Annotated in this window: 19 protein-coding genes and 1 tRNA gene; 9 read left to right on the forward strand and 11 right to left on the reverse strand. The window is 36.0% G+C overall.

The features are described from left to right. The coding region (locus L950_RS29305) for a Gfo/Idh/MocA family oxidoreductase (protein ID WP_021189237.1) at nt 1-492 on the forward strand (492 nt) is incomplete at its 5' end. Further along, nucleotides 489-1,391 (forward strand): tRNA (adenosine(37)-N6)-dimethylallyltransferase MiaA, encoded by a 903-nt coding sequence (gene miaA / locus L950_RS03040; protein ID WP_021189238.1) that lies wholly within the window; start codon nt 489-491, stop codon nt 1,389-1,391. The genes L950_RS29305 and miaA, both read left to right, overlap by 4 nt. A 67-nt stretch (nt 1,392-1,458) precedes the next feature. Here miaA and L950_RS03045 read toward each other — a convergent pair whose 3' ends face one another. The 11 genes from L950_RS03045 to L950_RS03085 all read right to left on the reverse strand — a co-directional run bounded on the left by L950_RS03045 (nt 1,459) and on the right by L950_RS03085 (nt 9,714). Further along, a complete protein-coding gene (locus L950_RS03045) occupies nt 1,459-3,012 on the reverse strand; it encodes a ribonuclease E/G (protein WP_021189239.1) in 1,554 nt (517 codons plus the stop codon). Nucleotides 3,013-3,329: 317 nt separating this feature from the next. Then, complete coding sequence (locus tag L950_RS03050; protein ID WP_021189240.1) at nt 3,330-4,160, reverse strand: tetratricopeptide repeat protein; 831 nt, start codon at nt 4,158-4,160, stop codon at nt 3,330-3,332. Between the two features lie 19 nt (nt 4,161-4,179). Continuing rightward, the gene (locus L950_RS03055) at nt 4,180-4,464 is read right to left on the reverse strand and encodes an HU family DNA-binding protein (protein WP_021189241.1); all 285 of its coding nucleotides are present in this window, start codon (nt 4,462-4,464) and stop codon (nt 4,180-4,182) included. 275 nt (nt 4,465-4,739) lie between these two features. Further along, nucleotides 4,740-5,783, reverse strand: coding sequence for an aminotransferase class I/II-fold pyridoxal phosphate-dependent enzyme (locus tag L950_RS03060; protein WP_021189242.1), 1,044 nt, complete (start codon nt 5,781-5,783; stop codon nt 4,740-4,742). 80 nt (nt 5,784-5,863) lie between these two features. Beyond that, entirely contained in the window at nt 5,864-6,325 is a 462-nt protein-coding gene (locus L950_RS03065; RefSeq protein WP_021189243.1) for a hypothetical protein, read from the reverse strand. A 5-nt stretch (nt 6,326-6,330) separates the two neighbouring features. After that, nucleotides 6,331-6,807 carry a hypothetical protein gene (locus L950_RS03070; RefSeq protein ID WP_021189244.1) on the reverse strand — a complete coding sequence of 159 codons (477 nt, stop codon included), beginning with the start codon at nt 6,805-6,807 and terminating at the stop codon, nt 6,331-6,333. Nucleotides 6,808-7,030: 223 nt separating this feature from the next. Continuing rightward, nucleotides 7,031-7,633, reverse strand: coding sequence for a DNA/RNA non-specific endonuclease (locus L950_RS25710; RefSeq protein ID WP_021189245.1), 603 nt, complete (start codon nt 7,631-7,633; stop codon nt 7,031-7,033). 244 nt (nt 7,634-7,877) lie between these two features. Next, the gene (locus L950_RS25715) at nt 7,878-8,342 is read right to left on the reverse strand and encodes a fimbrillin family protein (protein WP_084825350.1); all 465 of its coding nucleotides are present in this window, start codon (nt 8,340-8,342) and stop codon (nt 7,878-7,880) included. Next, nucleotides 8,339-8,548: a fimbrillin family protein gene (locus L950_RS25720; RefSeq protein WP_156169508.1), complete on the reverse strand. Its 210-nt coding sequence runs from the start codon at nt 8,546-8,548 to the stop codon at nt 8,339-8,341. Before L950_RS25720 ends, L950_RS25715 begins: the two co-directional genes overlap by 4 nt. A 387-nt stretch (nt 8,549-8,935) precedes the next feature. Beyond that, nucleotides 8,936-9,008, reverse strand: a tRNA-Lys gene (locus tag L950_RS03080). Between the two features lie 223 nt (nt 9,009-9,231). After that, nucleotides 9,232-9,714 carry a helix-turn-helix domain-containing protein gene (locus tag L950_RS03085; protein ID WP_021189248.1) on the reverse strand — a complete coding sequence of 161 codons (483 nt, stop codon included), beginning with the start codon at nt 9,712-9,714 and terminating at the stop codon, nt 9,232-9,234. 1,780 nt (nt 9,715-11,494) lie between these two features. Between L950_RS03085 and L950_RS03090 the strand changes: the two genes are divergently transcribed. The 7 genes from L950_RS03090 (at nt 11,495) to bioA (ending at nt 18,231) form a co-directional block, all read left to right on the forward strand. Continuing rightward, the gene (locus L950_RS03090) at nt 11,495-12,307 is read left to right on the forward strand and encodes an RNA polymerase sigma factor (protein WP_021189250.1); all 813 of its coding nucleotides are present in this window, start codon (nt 11,495-11,497) and stop codon (nt 12,305-12,307) included. 12 nt (nt 12,308-12,319) lie between these two features. Then, a complete protein-coding gene (locus L950_RS03095; RefSeq protein ID WP_021189251.1) occupies nt 12,320-13,414 on the forward strand; it encodes a hypothetical protein in 1,095 nt (364 codons plus the stop codon). 209 nt (nt 13,415-13,623) lie between these two features. Beyond that, nucleotides 13,624-14,175 carry a hypothetical protein gene (locus tag L950_RS03100; protein ID WP_021189252.1) on the forward strand — a complete coding sequence of 184 codons (552 nt, stop codon included), beginning with the start codon at nt 13,624-13,626 and terminating at the stop codon, nt 14,173-14,175. Nucleotides 14,176-14,184: 9 nt separating this feature from the next. Beyond that, complete coding sequence (locus tag L950_RS03105) at nt 14,185-15,291, forward strand: aminotransferase class I/II-fold pyridoxal phosphate-dependent enzyme (protein ID WP_021189253.1); 1,107 nt, start codon at nt 14,185-14,187, stop codon at nt 15,289-15,291. Between the two features lie 66 nt (nt 15,292-15,357). After that, a complete protein-coding gene (gene bioD, locus L950_RS03110) occupies nt 15,358-15,969 on the forward strand; it encodes a dethiobiotin synthase (protein ID WP_021189254.1) in 612 nt (203 codons plus the stop codon). Nucleotides 15,970-15,985: 16 nt separating this feature from the next. Next, the gene (gene bioB, locus L950_RS03115) at nt 15,986-16,978 is read left to right on the forward strand and encodes a biotin synthase BioB (RefSeq protein WP_021189255.1); all 993 of its coding nucleotides are present in this window, start codon (nt 15,986-15,988) and stop codon (nt 16,976-16,978) included. Further along, the gene (gene bioA / locus L950_RS03120) at nt 16,963-18,231 is read left to right on the forward strand and encodes an adenosylmethionine--8-amino-7-oxononanoate transaminase (protein ID WP_021189256.1); all 1,269 of its coding nucleotides are present in this window, start codon (nt 16,963-16,965) and stop codon (nt 18,229-18,231) included. Before bioB ends, bioA begins: the two co-directional genes overlap by 16 nt. Nucleotides 18,232-18,730 lie beyond the last annotated feature (499 nt).

The following is an 18,730-nucleotide window of genomic DNA, read 5'->3' on the forward strand; positions in this document are numbered from 1 at the left end:
TTCGTCGAGGGAAGACATCTAGATGATGACGGTTCTGTTTTATTGCGTTTTGAAGAAGGAGCAAAAGGAATGCTTTGGGCTTCACAAGTAGCAGCCGGAGAAGAGAATGCTTTACGCATTCGTATTTATGGTGAAAATGGCGGGTTAGAATGGGCTAACGAAGATCCGAATAACTTAACAATCAAAATGTTAGGCGAACCTCGTCAAGTATTCCGTACCGGAAATGCGTACAATGCTCCAAATCAGTTCAGTTCATTTGCAACACACAATACGCGTATCCCATCTGGGCATCCAGAAGGTCTATTAGAGTCATTTGGTAATATTTACCGCAATTTTGCTCAAACTGTATCTGCGAAATTAGAAGGTAAGACACCAACGGCAGAAATGTTGGATTTCCCTCAAGTACACGAAGGTGTACGCGGCATGGCTTTTATAGAAAATGTTGTCAACAACAACAATGGTTCTGAAAAATGGACTAAATTTGTTGTGTGATAACTAAACAACAAACATTACTTTCTTCTTTGGCAATCTCATCTTTGCCAAGGGAGAAAGTCATCGTTATTTTAGGCCCTACAGCTTCTGGGAAAACAGCTCTAGCAGTCAAAATAGCAAAAGAAATCGGTGCCGAAATTATCAGTGCAGATTCCCGCCAGGTCTATCGTCAAATGGATATAGGTACTGGTAAAGATCTACCCGAATACGGCGATGTTCCTTATCATCTCATCAACATCTGTGATCCAGGAGAAAAATATCATCTAGGACAATTTATCGAAGATTTCCAACAAATCTATCAATCCCTATTGCTACAAAAAAAACGTATCATACTTTCCGGGGGCACTGGGCTCTACATTCAAAGTGTTATTCAAGGCAGTAAATATGTTAAAATTCCTAGTCAACCTGGTTTTAAAGAGGCTCTATATCAATTTGAAAAGGATGAACTTATCGATAGATTAGCCAAGTATAACAAACCCAATGATCTATTTATTGATTTATCCACTAAAAAGAGAATCATTCGCGGGATAGAAATTTTAGAATGGCTTAAGAATAATCCAGAAATGATACTTAGTAATGAAAGTTTAGATTCCCTTGTAATAGGCTTAAATCCTGATGTATCAACAAGAAGAAAAAAGATCTCCAAAAGACTGGATCAAAGAATAGAGGCAGGACTTATTTTAGAGGTACAGGCATTATTGGAATCTGGTGTTAGTCATACAGAACTGCAATATTATGGTCTGGAATATAAATATATATCTAAATACCTATTAGGCGAATTAAACTACGAAGAGTTCTATAAAAAATTGGAAACAGAAATTCATCGCTATGCAAAAAGGCAGATGACTTATTTCCGTAAGATGGAAAAAGATGGCATTGTCATCAATTGGTTGGATTAAAAGTATCAGAGTTTATAAACAGAAAAAGGGTTGACCAGATGGATCAACCCTTTTTAATTTCTTTCGATTATAACTTGATTTCCTCGTCTTTAGCATTAAAGAAATGGAATTCCGTTAAATAATATGAAGTAACCGGAACAACTTTGATCCATTTTTGAAACTTCAAAAACCATTTTATTCTTTTTGAAATAAAGCCAGATTTAATAAAAGCGGCTATATAAGGATGTACACATAGTGATATTCCTTTTTCATTTTGTTCTTGAAGAATAAAACTTAAATTATTTTCAATATCATCCATCAGGACAATACTTGACCGGATCTCACCAGTACCATCACAAGCGGGACATTTCTCATTTGTAACGATATTCATTTCTGGTCTAACACGTTGACGCGTAATCTGCACCAATCCAAATTTACTTGGAGGCAAGATTGTGTGTCTCGCACGATCCGTGGCCATACATTCTTTCAAGAAGCTGTACAGCTCTTTGCGATGAGTAGGTTTATGCATATCGATAAAATCGACAACAACGATCCCGCCCATATCTCTTAAGCGCAATTGACGCGCAATTTCTTTTGCTGCTTCCATATTAACCAGGAGCGCATTATCCTCTTGGTTCTCTTTATTAGCAGAACGATTACCACTATTAACATCAACGACGTGAAGTGCTTCAGTATGCTCGATTACGAGATAAGCACCACCTTGTAATGTAACAGTTTTTCCAAAAGCAGCTTTGATTTGTTTCTCAACCCCAAAATGGTCAAAAATTGGTTCTTTATGTTTATAAAGTTTTACAATTTTTTCTAGATCAGGAGAGATATCTTGGACATAAGATTTTGTCTCTTCATATATCACAGGATCATTTACATGAATATGTGTAAATTCATCTGTTAATAAATCGCGTAAGATGGTAGAAGCTCTATCCATTTCACCCAATACTTTTTGAGGAGGTTCTGCTGTCCGAAGTCGCTTGGTAAATATTTCCCACTTAGAGATTAGATCCAATAAATCCTTTTGTAGTTCGTCTACGCCTTTACCTTCAGACACCGTTCGGATAATAACTCCAAAATTAGGAGGTTTTATTCCTTCGACAATCTTCTTGAGACGTGTCCGCTCATTACTTCCTTTGATTCGTTTGGATATGGAAACCGCGCTTGAAAAAGGTACCAGTACGACAAATCTACCTGCAATAGATAGATCGGAGCTCAATCGAGGTCCTTTTGTTGATATTGGTTCTTTTGCGATTTGAACTGGTAAAAGCATGTTTTTGCTTAAGATATCAGATATCTTACCGGCCTTATCGATGTCCTTTTCAAGTTTTAAACTATTTAGCAGTTTCTCTTGATAACTGCCATTCTTTACTATTCGAGTAAGTTTTAGCAAAGATTGAACCTGAGGACCTAAGTCCAAATAGTGGAGAAAAGCATCTTTTTCGTATCCTACGTCTACAAATGCTGCATTTAATCCCGGCATAATTTTTTTGATTCGCCCAAGATAAATATCTCCAACTGAAAAATTATTGTTAACCGTTTCCCTATTTAGTTCAACAAGCTGCTTATCCTGTAGCAAAGCAATAGTAACTCCTTTTTCAGGAGTAGAATCGATAATTAATTCCTTTACCAACAGCTACATATTTACGATACAAATTAGCATACCCTGCTAACTTTGTTGTATCTGATTAAACCTTAAAGAACGTTTTTTTATAAAAAAAACAATCTACACGTAATAAATTACGTGTAGATCATCAAACTTCAATGCGATTATTGCGTTATTTTCATGTCTCAACAACCTATTGGAGTCTTATACAAGAAAGACTATTTTTTCTTGTGTCTATTTTTTCTTAAACGTTTTTTACGTTTGTGAGTAGCCATTTTGTGTCTTTTTCTTTTTTTTCCGCTTGGCATAGCTAATTTTTTTTAAATGATTATAAACTAAATTAATTACTTACTCAACTCAGCGATCTTGCGATCGATAAATTGTGAAAGGGAAGGGTCAGCAGCTAGTTGTTTACTTTGTTTAAAAGCAGCAACCGCCTCACTTTTCATCCCAATATTTTCATAGCCTGTGGCTAAATAAAAGTAAGATTCCGCATCTGGTTTCAATTCAATAACTGTTTTGAAACGATCAATCGCTTTATCAAACTGGCGAGATTGTAATGAAAACAATCCCAAAGTTTTGTTTGCTTCTACATTTTTTGGATCTGCTTGAACCACTTCACGAAGTAAAGCAATTCCTGCCATCGGGTTATTAGTACCCGAAACCATAGCAGCTCCTAATCCTGTTTTCGCTTCTAAACTAGCAGTATTTAATTTCAACGCAGCTTCGTAAGAACGAATTGCATTTTGTGTTAAAGCCTGAGCTAAAGTAGAGTCTTGTAAATTTGTGTAAGCAGTACGATAAGAGTTACCCGCTTTCAACCAGTATTCATATTTTGGAGAAATTTTAGCCATTTCTTCATAAATGAATCCTTGCGGAGCTGGCTTCGCCAAATCATCCCACTTTACAGCCAACTTTTGAAGTAAAGAAATCTTTTCTTCTCCAGATGCCTTTGCAATTTGGGTCTCAATATCGGAAATATCTTTGATTAAATTTGCATCTAATCCTTGTTTTGTCATTAACGATATGTTTTCCAAATTAATTTCGGAAGAAGATTGCTCCGTTTGAGCAGATTCTTCTTTCTCGTTCACCAAACCTTTGATAGGTTGTGCCAATAGTACCGCAACTAATGCTGCAACCACGCCTACTACTATAATCTGTTTGGTTTTTGCCATTTTTAATCTGTTTTTAAGATTATTTATTGCCGTTTTTTACTTTCTCAACAAATACTTTTGCCGGTTTGAAACTAGGAACGAAATGTTCAGGGATGATGATCGCTGTGTTTTTAGAAATGTTTCTAGCAGTTTTTTCAGCTCTTTTTTTAACAACAAAGCTACCAAAACCTCTTACGTATACATTTTCTCCACCCACCATTGCGTTTTTAACCACTTTGAAGAATGCCTCAACGGTCTCTTGAACATCTACCTTCTCTAAGCCTGTTTTGTTAGAGATTTCTGCAATAATTTCTGCTTTAGTCATATCAATTTTACTGTAATTATTTATTTCTCAACCTTTAACCAAATATACTTTGGGGTTGCAAAGTATCTCTTTAAAATGACGTTTGGAAATAATTTAAACATTTTTTTATTTTAAAATTATTCCAAAAGAGATCATTTACAACAGCTTAGCCATATTGCATCGCTAAACTCATTTTTCAAAGAAGCACAAAAATACACTTTATTACTGAAAATCAAACCTTTAATTTTATTTTTATCATTTCACGTGAAACAAATGATAAGCCTATGACTTAAATTTTAATCACAAATTACCTGTGCTATTTTTTTTAAATCTTCGGCATTATGAAGACTGCTCAGCACAATTCTGTTTAATGGTGGATCTGTTTCCAAAGGATAAGGAAAACTTGAAATCAAAAATCCCTCTTTTACTAATTTTTGATAAAGTTCAGGGTTCGTGGAGCTGAAAACAGGAAAATTAGGAATATGACTTAGGTTATTGCCGATTAAATCGCTTAATAGCTTGATATTCTGTTGGAGTTTATTGAATTCATCCGAATATATTTCCTGTGAATTTGTAAAAGCGTACATGAAAGCGGGAGAAGCAGGGGAGGCTCCAGTAAAAAAAGATGACTTGCGAAACCTTTGAATCCACTTATTGGATGACAAGATGATACCCGCATCTGTTCCCATTCCTTTTGCCAAAGATGCAACCACTACGACATCAATTCCTGTATTATCAAACATAGACAATTCCGTAGAAACTTTATTTTTGCGAACCACCCCGATTCCGTGCGAGTCATCGACTAAAAGCACGATCCTTTTATTGGGATCTATTTTTAGTAATGGACTAAAATCGTAGTGCTGGGGTGTTAAATTATCCAGTGCATTACTCACAATTACGAAAGAATCTTCTTTAGAGGCATTGATATGCTTTACCACATCCTCCAGCCAAGAAGCCATAAGACCACTCACTCCTGGATTGACATCAAACCACAATGCTGGATGACTATTGGGAGCATATAGAAGTGTTCCTTGTAAAGCAAGTTCCCTCACAACCAATTGTGCCGCCAAATAACCACTTGAAACTATCATCGCATCTTCAAAGCCAAATCGTAAAGCTGCAGCCTCCTCAGCAATATCAAAAATACCAAGCTGAATATTATTATTACGGGAGGTTCCGTTATTCAGTCCATAAATAGAAATTCCTTGTTTATATACATCGATATAAGCCTCATTAACCAATAAGCCCAGATAGGAAGTTCCGCCAAAAAAGAGATACGTCCTTTCTTCATCACTGATCAGTCGACCTGTTGGCTGATGCAAATGGGTAAAATCTTTCATTATCAATATTACACTTTAAAATTACCGGGAAATAGACTCTGTTATAAATAATAGGTTGTTATCTCAAATAACAAAAAACACTACATATTGAGTTTGTAGTTGAGCGGAATATTAAATCTGAGCGAAATCGTAAAACCCTTCAGTGGACGATAATCCTGCTTGTCAGCGATTGAAAATCCATATCCAAAATCCAAGTCCAAAAGAGTGGCCATTGTAACACCTACTTTTGGTGTAAAGGTATATGGAGTGAATTCTGTCCGTACAAAAGGAGCAACTACCCAGGATTCAGGATAGAAAGACAGCGCCAGCTCAGGAATTACTGCAAACTTTTTCTGTGTCCATGTAAAATTAGCGGTAACATCTGTTTTTAAAATATTTTCACCGAGAAAAGCAAATGCAAAATACCCTCCTGTTTTTACAGCACTTCCTTTTTGATATTGATAACTAATTGTAGGACCATATAAGATCCCTTGAGCTTTTACCTGCATACTGAAGCTAAATAGCACAAGACAGATCAATTTAACAACAATACTTCTTCTCATAGAGTCTAATATAAATGAAAGTTTAAAGGAATATTGACTCCTAAGGATAAATTCACTCCTTTAATTTGTTTAAAATCTTTCTTGGTATTAATATCAAACCCATAACCTACTCCCAGATCAATGAGAGAGAAAAGACTGAGACCAACTTTTGGCGTTACCGTATACGGGGTCAATTCGGCTTTGACAAAAGGTAATAGAACAAAATCATTGACATAATAAGTAAATCCCACCTCGGGAATTACGGTTGTTTTACCGCCCATCCAAGTGAAATTTGCACCAGCATCAATTTTCATATACTGCGACTCATTTGGTGCAAATAACCCCCAGGCAGATGCTTTCAAAAAACTTCCGCTCTGATATTGATAACCAATAGAAGGTCCAAATATCCAATTGTTATGTGCCGGTAATGGGTTCTTTTGCGCTGCCACACTTAGACAGGACAATACCCCAATAAGAATGAAAGCAAATCCTTTTATATTCATCTAGCTAAAATACAAAGTATAACCATTAATCAGTACCTCCAAAACAATTAATGTGTAAAATCGTTTGGTTTTATCATTAAAAAAGAATGGGAATCTGAGCTTAATTTTGCCTAGGTCCCCCTGATACTTCTTTTAAAAGCAATCTTCTAACAAACAACTCACCAATATATATGGTGCTGTTCAATGTCTTGTGTGTTTTTTACAATGCAATGAATGGTAAGATTTATCTCCAAATGTTTGCATCAATACTTTGTTTTTGCGTTGTATTTAAATCCGGGAACAAATTAAATCCTGTCACTTTCTCTAATTCGCTTACTGTCATTTGATACTTTTCAAACTTGTTAGAACTTGGTGTTTCATTGTCCATCTTATAGGCAATGGTATAATAATTCTTTCCCTTTTTCATTGCTAGCGCTTTAAAATAATACTTGGGTCTGGCGATTTCTATGTTTTTATTATCGATGATATATTCAATCGCTGTGTTAGATTTTGTATTTGGCATCGCTCCTGTTACCACATATAGCGTATCACATTGTGCCGTCCATGTCCGCACTTTATTTTCTAGGTTTGCCCAGACACCCTGATTCAGTTTAGATGCCTGTGCGGTCATATTTGAAAAGTAAAACGTAGTCTTATTCTGAGCATTATTAAAATTTCTGTCCGCACTAGGCAACTGATGCCCTCTATCGTAACCTGAAGTACCAAAACCTTTAAATAAAGTGGGCTGAAACTCCATTGCTATAGCCGGGTCGTATTGCCAGTCATCGGTACGTTTGGCATTACCGAGATAACTACTGTGCAACGGGTAGGCAACCCAATAGGCCATTTTTTTACCTTATCGTACAGCATGGTATAATTACGGCGTTTCGGATCATCAGGTAAAAAGTGCTGAATAAAAACCTCGTCCTTTTTCAACTTCGTTATTCCTGGAATTTCTAAGTAAGGTTGCGTTGCGACAATGCCTCCATCAGAAATACCGTTATCAATTTTTACATCAAAAGAATAATGATTCGCTCTTTTCAGTTTATTTACTTTTGGTAGCTTCCAAGTAAACTTCGTGTTGTCTGAAGTTAAAAACTGTATGGTTTTTCCAGTAATATTTCTCCTGGAAAGGAAGAATTCGACAAAGCAGTCCCATCATGGTTGTTTATGACTTTTCCCTCAATATCTTTCTGGCTGTCCTTGTTAACTGCTAACTTGCCTGTTACCAGATCAAAGGAGCCAAGCGTGTTTAGTTTCGGCATTACGACTTTCATCTCTTCATACCCGTGTTCATCTATATTGGCTACCGTTAATTTAATGGATATTTTTGATAATTGACGTTCAAATATAAGTGGAATATTATTGTTCCCTTTATTGATTGCCTTTGCATTTTTTGCGTACATGAGATCTATTTTCGCCTGATTAGACTGATCCGTTATATCAAGTACATATTGATAATCGCTAATTATTTTAAAAGGATAATAAGCAATAAAATCTACCGATTTTTCAGGTAAGAAAAGTTCATCTGTAGTTTGAAATATTGATCCGTTTATAAAAAAATATGATTATTAGTACCGTTGACAATGGAACTAGTCGATAATGGCATTCCTGACTCGATCATAAATATACCGATCTCATCTCCTTTTTGCCATGTAGTACCTATTGCTCTATTTTGATTCTCTTCAACGATCGTTGCTGTAAAGTGTACAGCGTTCTGATCTATTCTGATCTGGTTTTTACGACATGCGTATACAACCAAAAATGTTATAATAAAATAAACTACCTTCTTTAAAAATTTGGTCTTTGTAGTTCTGGTTTTTTTAATCATCCTAAAATATAGTAAGTATTAATTTTAGGGCGAAAATGGCTAATAAATTTAGATTAATGAACGTTTAGTAATGACTTTTAATCGATGAAACCACCAAAATTTTGTAGTTAATTGATTACTAGAGGTCTTAAATTAGCCGAAAAAACGATTTTAACAGGATGATTGATTCAATCACAAATGTCCAAGTTACATATGAATTGCAAAAAATGTAAAACAAATCATTTTGAGGATAAAAAAAACGAATCAATCTCAAGTATCAAAAGTCGCGAAGAATAAAAAAGCCACTTTTCATAAAGAAAAATGGCTTTTTACAGGAGGTGACCTCGGAGGGGCTCGAACCCTCGACCCATTGATTAAGAGTCAATTGCTCTACCAGCTGAGCTACAAAGTCAAGTCTATACTCAAATGTAACTTAGATTTTTTTATATCAAACATAAAAATGAAAAAACAAGATATATTAATATAATCTTTTTAAGACATTCATTATCAAATTGAAAATCCATAAATGAAGTATATGAATTCGATAACAAATATAGACATGAACTCAAACTGCCGTTTTAATCGCGAGCCTCAATCAGCCAAATTACTCAGGAAGTATCAGCTTTGTGTGTTTTCTATATTTTATTCGTCTTTTTCTTATATAGCTTAAAATTTCCTTCTTTTCTATATTCTAACACATGCTCTTTACAATATCCCGTTAAATAAACGGAAAATTTATTGCTATCGTTTTTATCCAAATTCAATTCTGCCAATACCTCCGCCACACGTTTAGGTGTATTAAAAAAATCCGAGTGATAAACTAAATGATCCAACCTTTGTGTTGTTTCTATACGTCGTTTAGATTCAGGTTCGATTTTATATAGTGGCGTCAGATCCATGTTCTTCTCAAACAATGTTCTGGGCTGGATATTCAGTGCGCGGCAAATTAGCAAGAAGTTATACATAGTCGTACCTTTTCCCTTTTCTACCGCAGCAATGGTATTAATGGTAAGGTCAGTCATATGTGCAACGTCCCTTTGCGTAAAATCTAATTCATCTCGACGCTCTCGAAATTTTTGACCAATATTCAGGATAATATCTTCATTTATTCTTGACACGTAACAAATAGAGTAAATATTTGCGCAAAATAAATACAAATAAAAAGATGATTTAATTTGCGCAATTCCTTTTATAATATTACTTTTGTGTATATAAGGGAGAAATTACCTTTCGTCCTATGGTATATGTAACCAATTATGATCGATATGAAATATTCATCAAAACCTAGGATTCTCAAAAATTAAATGTTCTAAGGTGATATCAGCACAGCGATATATTCACGTTTTTGTTCTTTGACTTATTGGTATTGATAAAAAAGAGGCTTCTTGTGAAGCCGTAAGGCAAGGGATAGTTCCACTCGCCAAATACACTGAAAACAACTTTGTATTTTTTCTTCATTAAAAAAAGATATTAATAATATGTTGCCAATTTCTGTTTTCCAAAGTCATACTTGGTTAATAGATGGTTAGGGATCTTCTCATATTTGGTCTTGTTTGTTGTCCCTAATTATTAAGTGATACACAACTATGTTTATGTTTATTTATCCTAAGGGTTCATTAAGATTAGAAATTAATTTTTCTTATTATTCCTTTTAAAGGGCACATTATAATTTAATAATAGATTTAGACAGATATCATAAGTTTACGTACCCATCATCTACCTTGGTAAACATTACGCTCACGACCTACACTCCTTTAGTAGCCCGAGAGAAGAGGTTCCTTGTGAAACCGCAAGATGAGAGCAAATGCTGCTCATTAAGTACATGGTCTACAAAAAACTTGCAATAACCTTTGTTCGTCAACTTTGTAAACTGAATTGTACATACAGCAAAGGACTATAAAATTACATGCAAAAGCTCTTACTACAGTTGGATTACAATATGGAGAAAGCTGCTCTTTTTATTGCATACGAAGTATTTTAAAGATAAAAAATAAAAGTAGTACACAATTAGGTTCTTACTAAGATAAGGAGACTTAAAATCTATAGCTGTAAATAACCTTTATAAAAACAGCCCTATAGAAGCACTGCGAAATCACTTCCATAATAAAATAGATATTAAAGACAAAATGAGGCTTCTTGTAAAGCCGTAGGGTGAGGGTTTAAACTACTCACTAAATACTTTCCAATTTATTTTTTTCAAGCTTTACAATCTGTATCAACTGTAACTTGCTAGAACAATAATGGGTTAACAATCTTTATGGGTTACTCATCCGCTTTTTATAATGATTAACATCTTTTCTCTACCCATATATTGAGGTTAACTCAATCATTAGCTCCTGAACACAAGACTATTGGTTATGTATAAACAATAAGCTGGACTAACAAAATGAATAAATTACTACGTATATACAATCATGCACTATTTATAATTATGAGGTAAGAATATCAGCTTATAAGCAGGTTATATATACGAATCAGCTATTAAAATATTTATCGAGGCTGCTTGTACAGCCGTAGGGTGAGGACACTTGTCGCTCACTAAATACCTACCAAGAATTAAATTATTCAACGAAGATAAAGCTACATGTTGCTAGGGATATACAATTGAAGGTCTGCCATTACACTAAATTTGAACCGGTTTATTCATTAATATCTTCTTGGAGCGTTTATACAATATTGAATTTTGAGTTAAAACATCTTTTCACGAACGCTTTCAACATGATAAGGTCTTCACAAATTCTTTTAAGAAAATCGCAAAACGACTAAAACAATATTACCGTCAATACCAATAAGTTCTATTCATAAATCTTTCAACTTAGGCAGCTTCATGGTTAAAATCGCCAGAAAAGAAGCTGCACGAAGTTGTTTCAAAAGTTTACCCGCTAAATAAAACGAAATATGAGCAAACTTTACAGTCAAAAAAACACTAAAAAACAACTTATCCAACTCAACAAAGGGATTGAAGCAGGATTAAATTATTTCTATGAGAAGTTTTATCCGTATTTCTACCTCCGCTCTAACCGTGCGACACAAGACACCTGTATTGCAGCTAGTATTGCACATGAAGCTTTCTTAAGGTTATGGCTATCTCGGGAAAATATTCATTCTGAAGAAGATCTTTTACATTTCCTAAAAATGCAAATTAAAAAGGCTATTCATATTTTTTATAGTAACCCCCGGAGCCGCTTTCACCGTAGCCTCCTTCAATTAGATTCTATAGAAAATTATCAGGAATTTCTTGCTGGATATGAAGAAGATGATGACGCTCATGAAGACTTAGTTTATCTTGATAAATTAGACAATGAAAAGCAGCATCAATTAGATAAACTCAACAAAATACTGCCATTTTTAAACCTCGAACACCAACTATTCATCAGACTCAGTCTTCAGTACAGCTTCAATTATGAGCGTATTGCCTATTACTTAGGCGGAATATCGGACTATGAAGTGAGTTTAAAAGTAGAAAAGACGATTGAAGTTCTTCGTTCAATTTTAAATAGTTATGAAAAAATAAATAAGGCAATCTCAAATAAAAAGATTGTTGCACAAGTAGAACTTACAGACGAACAGGTAGAAATTTTCCGCATGCGCTATGAATTGCAATTCTCTTTTGAACAAATATCAAAGCAATTGCATTTAAACACTACAGCTGTCAAAAAAATATTTATCGAGGCACACAGTAAAATAAAACCCCGCAAGAAAACTGCTTAAAACCACTTTGTTATGGAAAACAACACAACTATTTTAACCCGGAAAATACAGATTTATATCGATTGTGATGATAAAAAGAAAAGAGCCACATATTACGATAGGCTATTCGATTGGCAAAATATAATATTTAGAGCATCCAATATTGTACTCTCCCATCAATTTCTGCAGGATAGCTTAAAAGATCTCATTTATCTAACTACTGAAGTGAAAGTAAAATTAGCAGACCGTAATACCGATGAAGAAGGAATATTGAATACATCAAGAATGAATACTACCTATCGGCTTCTTTCAGCTTATTTTAAAGGCGAAATACCGACCGATATCTTATCTACGCTCAATACAACATTATACAAAAATTTTCAATCGGATCGTAAAGCTTACTGGAAGGGAGAGCGCTCGTTAAGAACTTACAAAAAAGATATTCCTATTCCTTTTTCTTCAAAATCTATGAAATTAAGTAATGATGAACAAGGGCGAGATTTTAAAATTTCTTTATTTAAACTTCCTTTTCGAACTTATCTTGGTAAAGATAGGTCTGATAAACGCATACTGTTACAAAGGGTACTGGTCGGGCAGATTAAGGCTTGTTCTAGCGCTATAAAGGTTATAAAAGGTAAAATATTTCTTCTATTATCATTAAAAATGCCCCAAAAAGACCATGTTCTGCAGGAGCATCTTATTGCAGAAGCATCGCTATCTATTGAACATCCTATTTCAGTGAGTATAGATAATGATTGCTACCAAATCGGGACAAAAGAAGAGTTTTTATACCGTCGTATTGCTATTCAAGCGGCAAGACATAGACTACAAAGAGCCATAACTTATAATAGAGGTGGCAATGGCCGTAAAAGAAAACTCAAAAGTCTAGATCATTATAATCAGAAAGAAAAGAATTATGTTGATAGTAGACTACATCTCTATAGCAGAAGACTCATTGATATCTGTATCAAATCTCAGGCAGGAACACTTCTTCTAGTCAATCAATCCAACAAAGAGGAGATCGCCAAGGAGGATGAATTCTTACTCCGCAACTGGAGCTATTACGGCCTTATTGAAAAGATCAAATATAAAGCTAAAATGGCCGGTATTAATGTTATTATAGAATAGTTTACAGCCTACAGTACATTAAAAAAGAAAGAAAAATACAATCTAGAAATGTAAAAACTTACTGTGAAAACGTTACCGGACTAGGCAAAATATGAAAACTGGTACACGATGAGCTTCATGCGGGACAATACCTTTGTTTCAAAATTTAAAGCTATGGATATTCAAAATGTGCTTCGTTGTATAGTGCAGCAAGATGAACTGCATGCCAGATGGTTGAATACACTTCTTTTATGGAAAACGCTGGCGCTAGGAAAATATCGCAATGTGAACATCCTACAGAAGTTAGTATCATACAGCTAAAACATGCGGCAGAGGAGCATAGGCACGCTTATTACCTGAAAAAACAGATCGGTAAACTTGGAACAGCCATCTGCTCGACCTATGAGGATAAATATTTAATCGCTCCAGTATACACAAAACAATACCTGCATCAATTGGATATTAAATCTTGCCGCTACCTCAAAGAAACTTTTAATCTTAGCGGCGCAGCTCTTAAGCATGCCGCTTACCTATTTGTTACTTACGCCATTGAGGTCCGTGCCGACGAGCTATATCCCATATACCAGCATACGCTTGATACAATGAAAAGCAAGGTTATGGTCAAATCTATAATTCTTGAAGAGGAAGGGCATCTGGAGGAAATGATTGATCAACTGGCGCAGTTTTCTCCTCAATGGGAGCAGTATGCCAACAATGTACAGGATATAGAGCGAGCCTTACATACGGAATGGATCAGCGCAATAGCAAGTCAATTAAACTAATGTCCGACGATGTACAGTACATGGGAGAAACGGTTATTGCAAAGAAAAGAGTCCACATCACTTCGAAAGCTCAGCATAAATGCCAGTGAGACCGATTTCCTGAGTAATGACTATTTGGGCGTGGCTAGAAATAAAGTTTTTCATAAGATGCTGTTAGAAACCATACAGTCAGACCCCAAAATACTTGCGGGTAGCACTGGTTCAAGACTCATCAGAGGTCACTCGGCAGAGGTGCATGAAACAGAATCCATTCTCGCACAAAAGCATCGTACCGAATCAGCTTTACTATTCGCATCGGGATATGCGGCCAACCTCACTTTATTCTCTTGTCTACCGCAGCGGCAAGACACCATTATTGTAGATGAGTATATACACCGTTCTGTACACGACGGCTGTGTTATGTCTAAAGCTATAAAATGGAAATTTAGACATAATAATCTTGAAGATCTAGAAGCCAAGTTAAAAAGAGCCAGGGGACTGTGCTTTGTGGCCGTTGAAAGCCTATATTCTATGGAAGGAGATTTTGCCCCTTTAACAGAAATCGCCAAATTGACCGATAAATATGGAGCATCTCTCATCATCGATGAAGCACATGCATTTGGTGTATTTGGCTATGGCCTTGTCCATCAATTGGGTTTACAAAATAGCGTATTTGCAACTTTGATCACTTATGGTAAGGCTATGGGATCACATGGGGCAGCACTACTCTGCAGTAAACTTATCAAAACTTACCTCATCAATTTTGGATCTCCCTTTATATACAGTACAGCCCTTCCAGATCTTATCTGGAGACAGATTCGTATAGGATATGAATTTCTTGACAATCACCCTGCCTTAGCTTCAAATTTAAGGCACAACATTCGCCTATTCCGAACACAGCAGGTACCCACAATATCAGGCACAGATAGTCCGATACAATCGCTTATAGTTCCTGACAACAAACAGTTGTTGAACTTAAAGAACTCCCTATCTGAAAAGGGATTACAAACCTATGCTGTTTTTTCACCAACAGTAAAATTAGGAACAGAACGTTTACGTATTTGCCTACACACATTTAATCAGAAAAACGATATTCTCTTGCTAACACAAAGCATAAAATCGAGTCTTGACTTATAGAGAAAGAAACATATCAAAATACTCGTTTTGAGTCCCTAACCAGATAGAATTAAAATAAAAAACAATATGAAAGAACAGATTTTTGTAACGGGAATTGGAACAGAAATTGGCAAAACTGTCTGTTCCGCTATATTAACTCAATATCTAAAAGCGGATTATTGGAAACCTGTCCAATCTGGAGATTTACATGCCACAGACAGCATGCGCATATATGATCTCCTTCAAGGTGATGTCCGTATCCATCCCGAACGATATAAGTTACAACTTGCTGCATCTCCACATAAGTCCGCTTTATTAGAAAACACATCGATATCGCTCGAAGATTTTAAAATTCCTGAGACGACAAATAATCTTGTTATAGAAGGTGCTGGTGGCTTATTTGTCCCACTCAGTGACACCTGTTATATCATTGATTTAATACAAGCCTTAACAATTCCAGTCGCGCTGGTTATCAAAGATTATTTAGGGTGCATTAATCATAGTTTACTATCAATAAATGCCATAAAGCAAAGAAATATAGATTTAAAATACTTGATATTTAATGGTGGTATCGATACCGATACCGAAAGGGTGATCTCCCTCCAAATACCTGAACATACACAAATTATTCATATCCCGCAGCTAGAAACTGTAACGGCAGAAGCTGTACGAAAAATAACCGATCCATTTAACTCTTAAAGCAATTTAATAACAGATGAAAACTACAATCCGAAATAACTGGACCAAGGAAGAAATTCAACAGATCTATGACCAACCTCTTATGGAGCTCATTTATCACGCCGCTTCGGTTCACCGCGAATATCATAATGCCGCTGAAGTACAGGTGTGCACCTTACTATCTGTAAAGACAGGCGGATGTCCAGAAGATTGTTCATACTGTGGCCAGGCCGCACGCTATCACACCGATATAAAAGTACAGGCCCTCTTACCCACACAAACCGTGATCGAGCATGCTCAAAAGGCAAAAAATAATGGTTCTACCCGATTTTGTATGGCGGCCGCTTGGAGAGAAGTTCGTGACAATCGTGATTTTGACCGTATTATAGACATGGTAAAAGGCGTAAATGATCTAGGTCTTGAGGTCTGCTGTACATTGGGAATGCTAACGGAACAGCAGGCTATTCGGCTTCAGGAGGCAGGCCTACATGCCTATAATCATAACCTAGATACCTCTGAACAGTATTATGATGAGATCATCTCTACCCGCACGTTTGATAACCGCATCAATACCATCAACCATGTGCGTAAGGCTGGAATAACTGTTTGTTCAGGGGGTATCATAGGTCTAGGTGAGTCACACATAGACCGGATAGCGATGCTTTTAACATTGGCGACTATGCCCAAGCATCCTGAATCTGTACCGGTCAATGCACTCGCACGTGTTAAGGGAACCCCATTGGAAAACAATGCCAAAGTTGATATCTGGGATATGGTCAGAATGATCGCTACAGCCCGCATAGTGATGCCAAAATCAATGGTTAGGTTAAGTGCCGGCCGTATAGAGATGAATGAAACAGAACAAGCCTGGTGTTTTATGGCGGGTGCCAATTCCATTTTTACAGGTGAGCGAGAGACATTACTGGTGACTCCAAATCCAGGAGTATCTGAGGACATGAAAATGTTCCAGACACTGGGATTAAAACCGATGGTCAAACACATGAAGGACGAAGCATGCACAGCACATTAAAAGAACGGGACAAGAACGTTAACTGGCATCCTTACACGCAAATGAAGGGTGCATCGGACATCATCCCTATCATTCGGGGCGAAGGGACATATCTATATGATGATCTAGGTAACCGATATATCGATGCTGTATCGTCCTGGTGGGTAACTTTACATGGGCATGCCCACCCCTATATTGCAGCCCGTGTTTCTAAACAGTTAAATACGCTGGAGCAGGTTATATTTGCAGGATTTACACATGAACCAGCTATTCAATTAGCTGAAAACTTACTAAAACTACTTCCTAATAATCAACAAAAAGTATTCTATACCGATAATGGATCTACTGCTGTCGAGGTTGCCTTAAAGATGTGCATACAGTACCATGCAAACAAAGGTCAAAAGAAATCAAAAATTCTAGCCTTCCGCAATGCTTACCATGGTGATACTTTTGGAGCGATGTCAGTGAGTGCCAGAGGGGTATGGACAGAGCCATTCGGACATCTGCTTTTTGATGTTATTTTTATAGACGTTCCCACAAATAAAAATATTGAATTCCTACGTCAGGAAATTGATAAACACGCGACAGAGGTCGCTTGCTTCATCTACGAACCGCTGGTACAGGGGGCAGCAGGAATGTTGATGCATGAACCAGAAGACTTGAGTACATTAATGAACTATTGCCGTTCTAAGGGAATCTTAATGATTCAAGATGAAATTTTTGTCGGTTTTGGCCGCACAGGAAAACTGTTTGCGGCAGATTATCTGTCTGAATCACCAGATATCATGTGTTTTTCCAAAGGTTTAACAGGTGGAACTATGCCATTGGGCATGACAACTTGCTCCAATACGATCTATGAAGCTTTCTATTCGGATGAAAAACAACGGGCCTTATTTCACGGCCATTCTTTTACCGCCAGCCCTTTAGCTTGTACAGCGGCACTGGCAAGCATGGAGTTATTATTAAATAAAGAAACTTTAGCCCGTATTGCAAACATCACAAGGAAACACAGCATCTTTCTTTCTAAGATCAAAAATGAGCCTAAGATCAAGCATGTCAGACAAACGGGAACAATAATGGCGATCGAATTACAACAGCGTGAAGAAACATCTTATTTTAGTAATATAAATGAAATTGTATATCCCTATTTCTTACAGCGAGGTATATTAATAAGACCATTAGGCAATATTATTTACCTTGTTCCTCCTTACTGCATTAGCGACGCGGATCTTGATTATATTTATCAAGTCATTACCGATGCTTTATCTTTATAAATCAGATATTAAAAGCGAAAAGAACGAATTGCAATCTTTTTACTTTTGAGTCACTTATTTCCCAATATGTCCAAATTTTGATAAATAAGAAGGTGAAAATTTTCACCTTCTTATACAAATATAACCCCAATTTGTCCTTCTGTCTCCAGTAAAAGCCAATTAATATTGGAATAGTATCGTCAAGTAAATCTTACGAATATGGCATATAAGGCCCTTCTAATAGCTCTATTCGCTCTGATCATATACCGATAATACACAGATCGTATCAATTCATTCTTAGTCTGCACAAGAAATAATTCCATGCGATGCACTGCTAACTATGGTATGAATAACCGATGCTTTTGTCAGCTAATTCATTGATGAGGTCTAATTTTCAAAAAATAAGTTATAATATTTCATACTATTATAAACTTAAAATTGTATGTTTGCACGCATAAAAAAAGGCGATAGTATGAGTATATCATCTATCCCCTAACAAAAGCATAAACAACCCAAACAG

Origin of the sequence: Sphingobacterium sp. IITKGP-BTPF85 (genome assembly GCF_001006065.1) — a bacterium.
GTDB classification, from domain to species: Bacteria; Bacteroidota; Bacteroidia; order Sphingobacteriales; family Sphingobacteriaceae; genus Sphingobacterium; species Sphingobacterium anhuiense.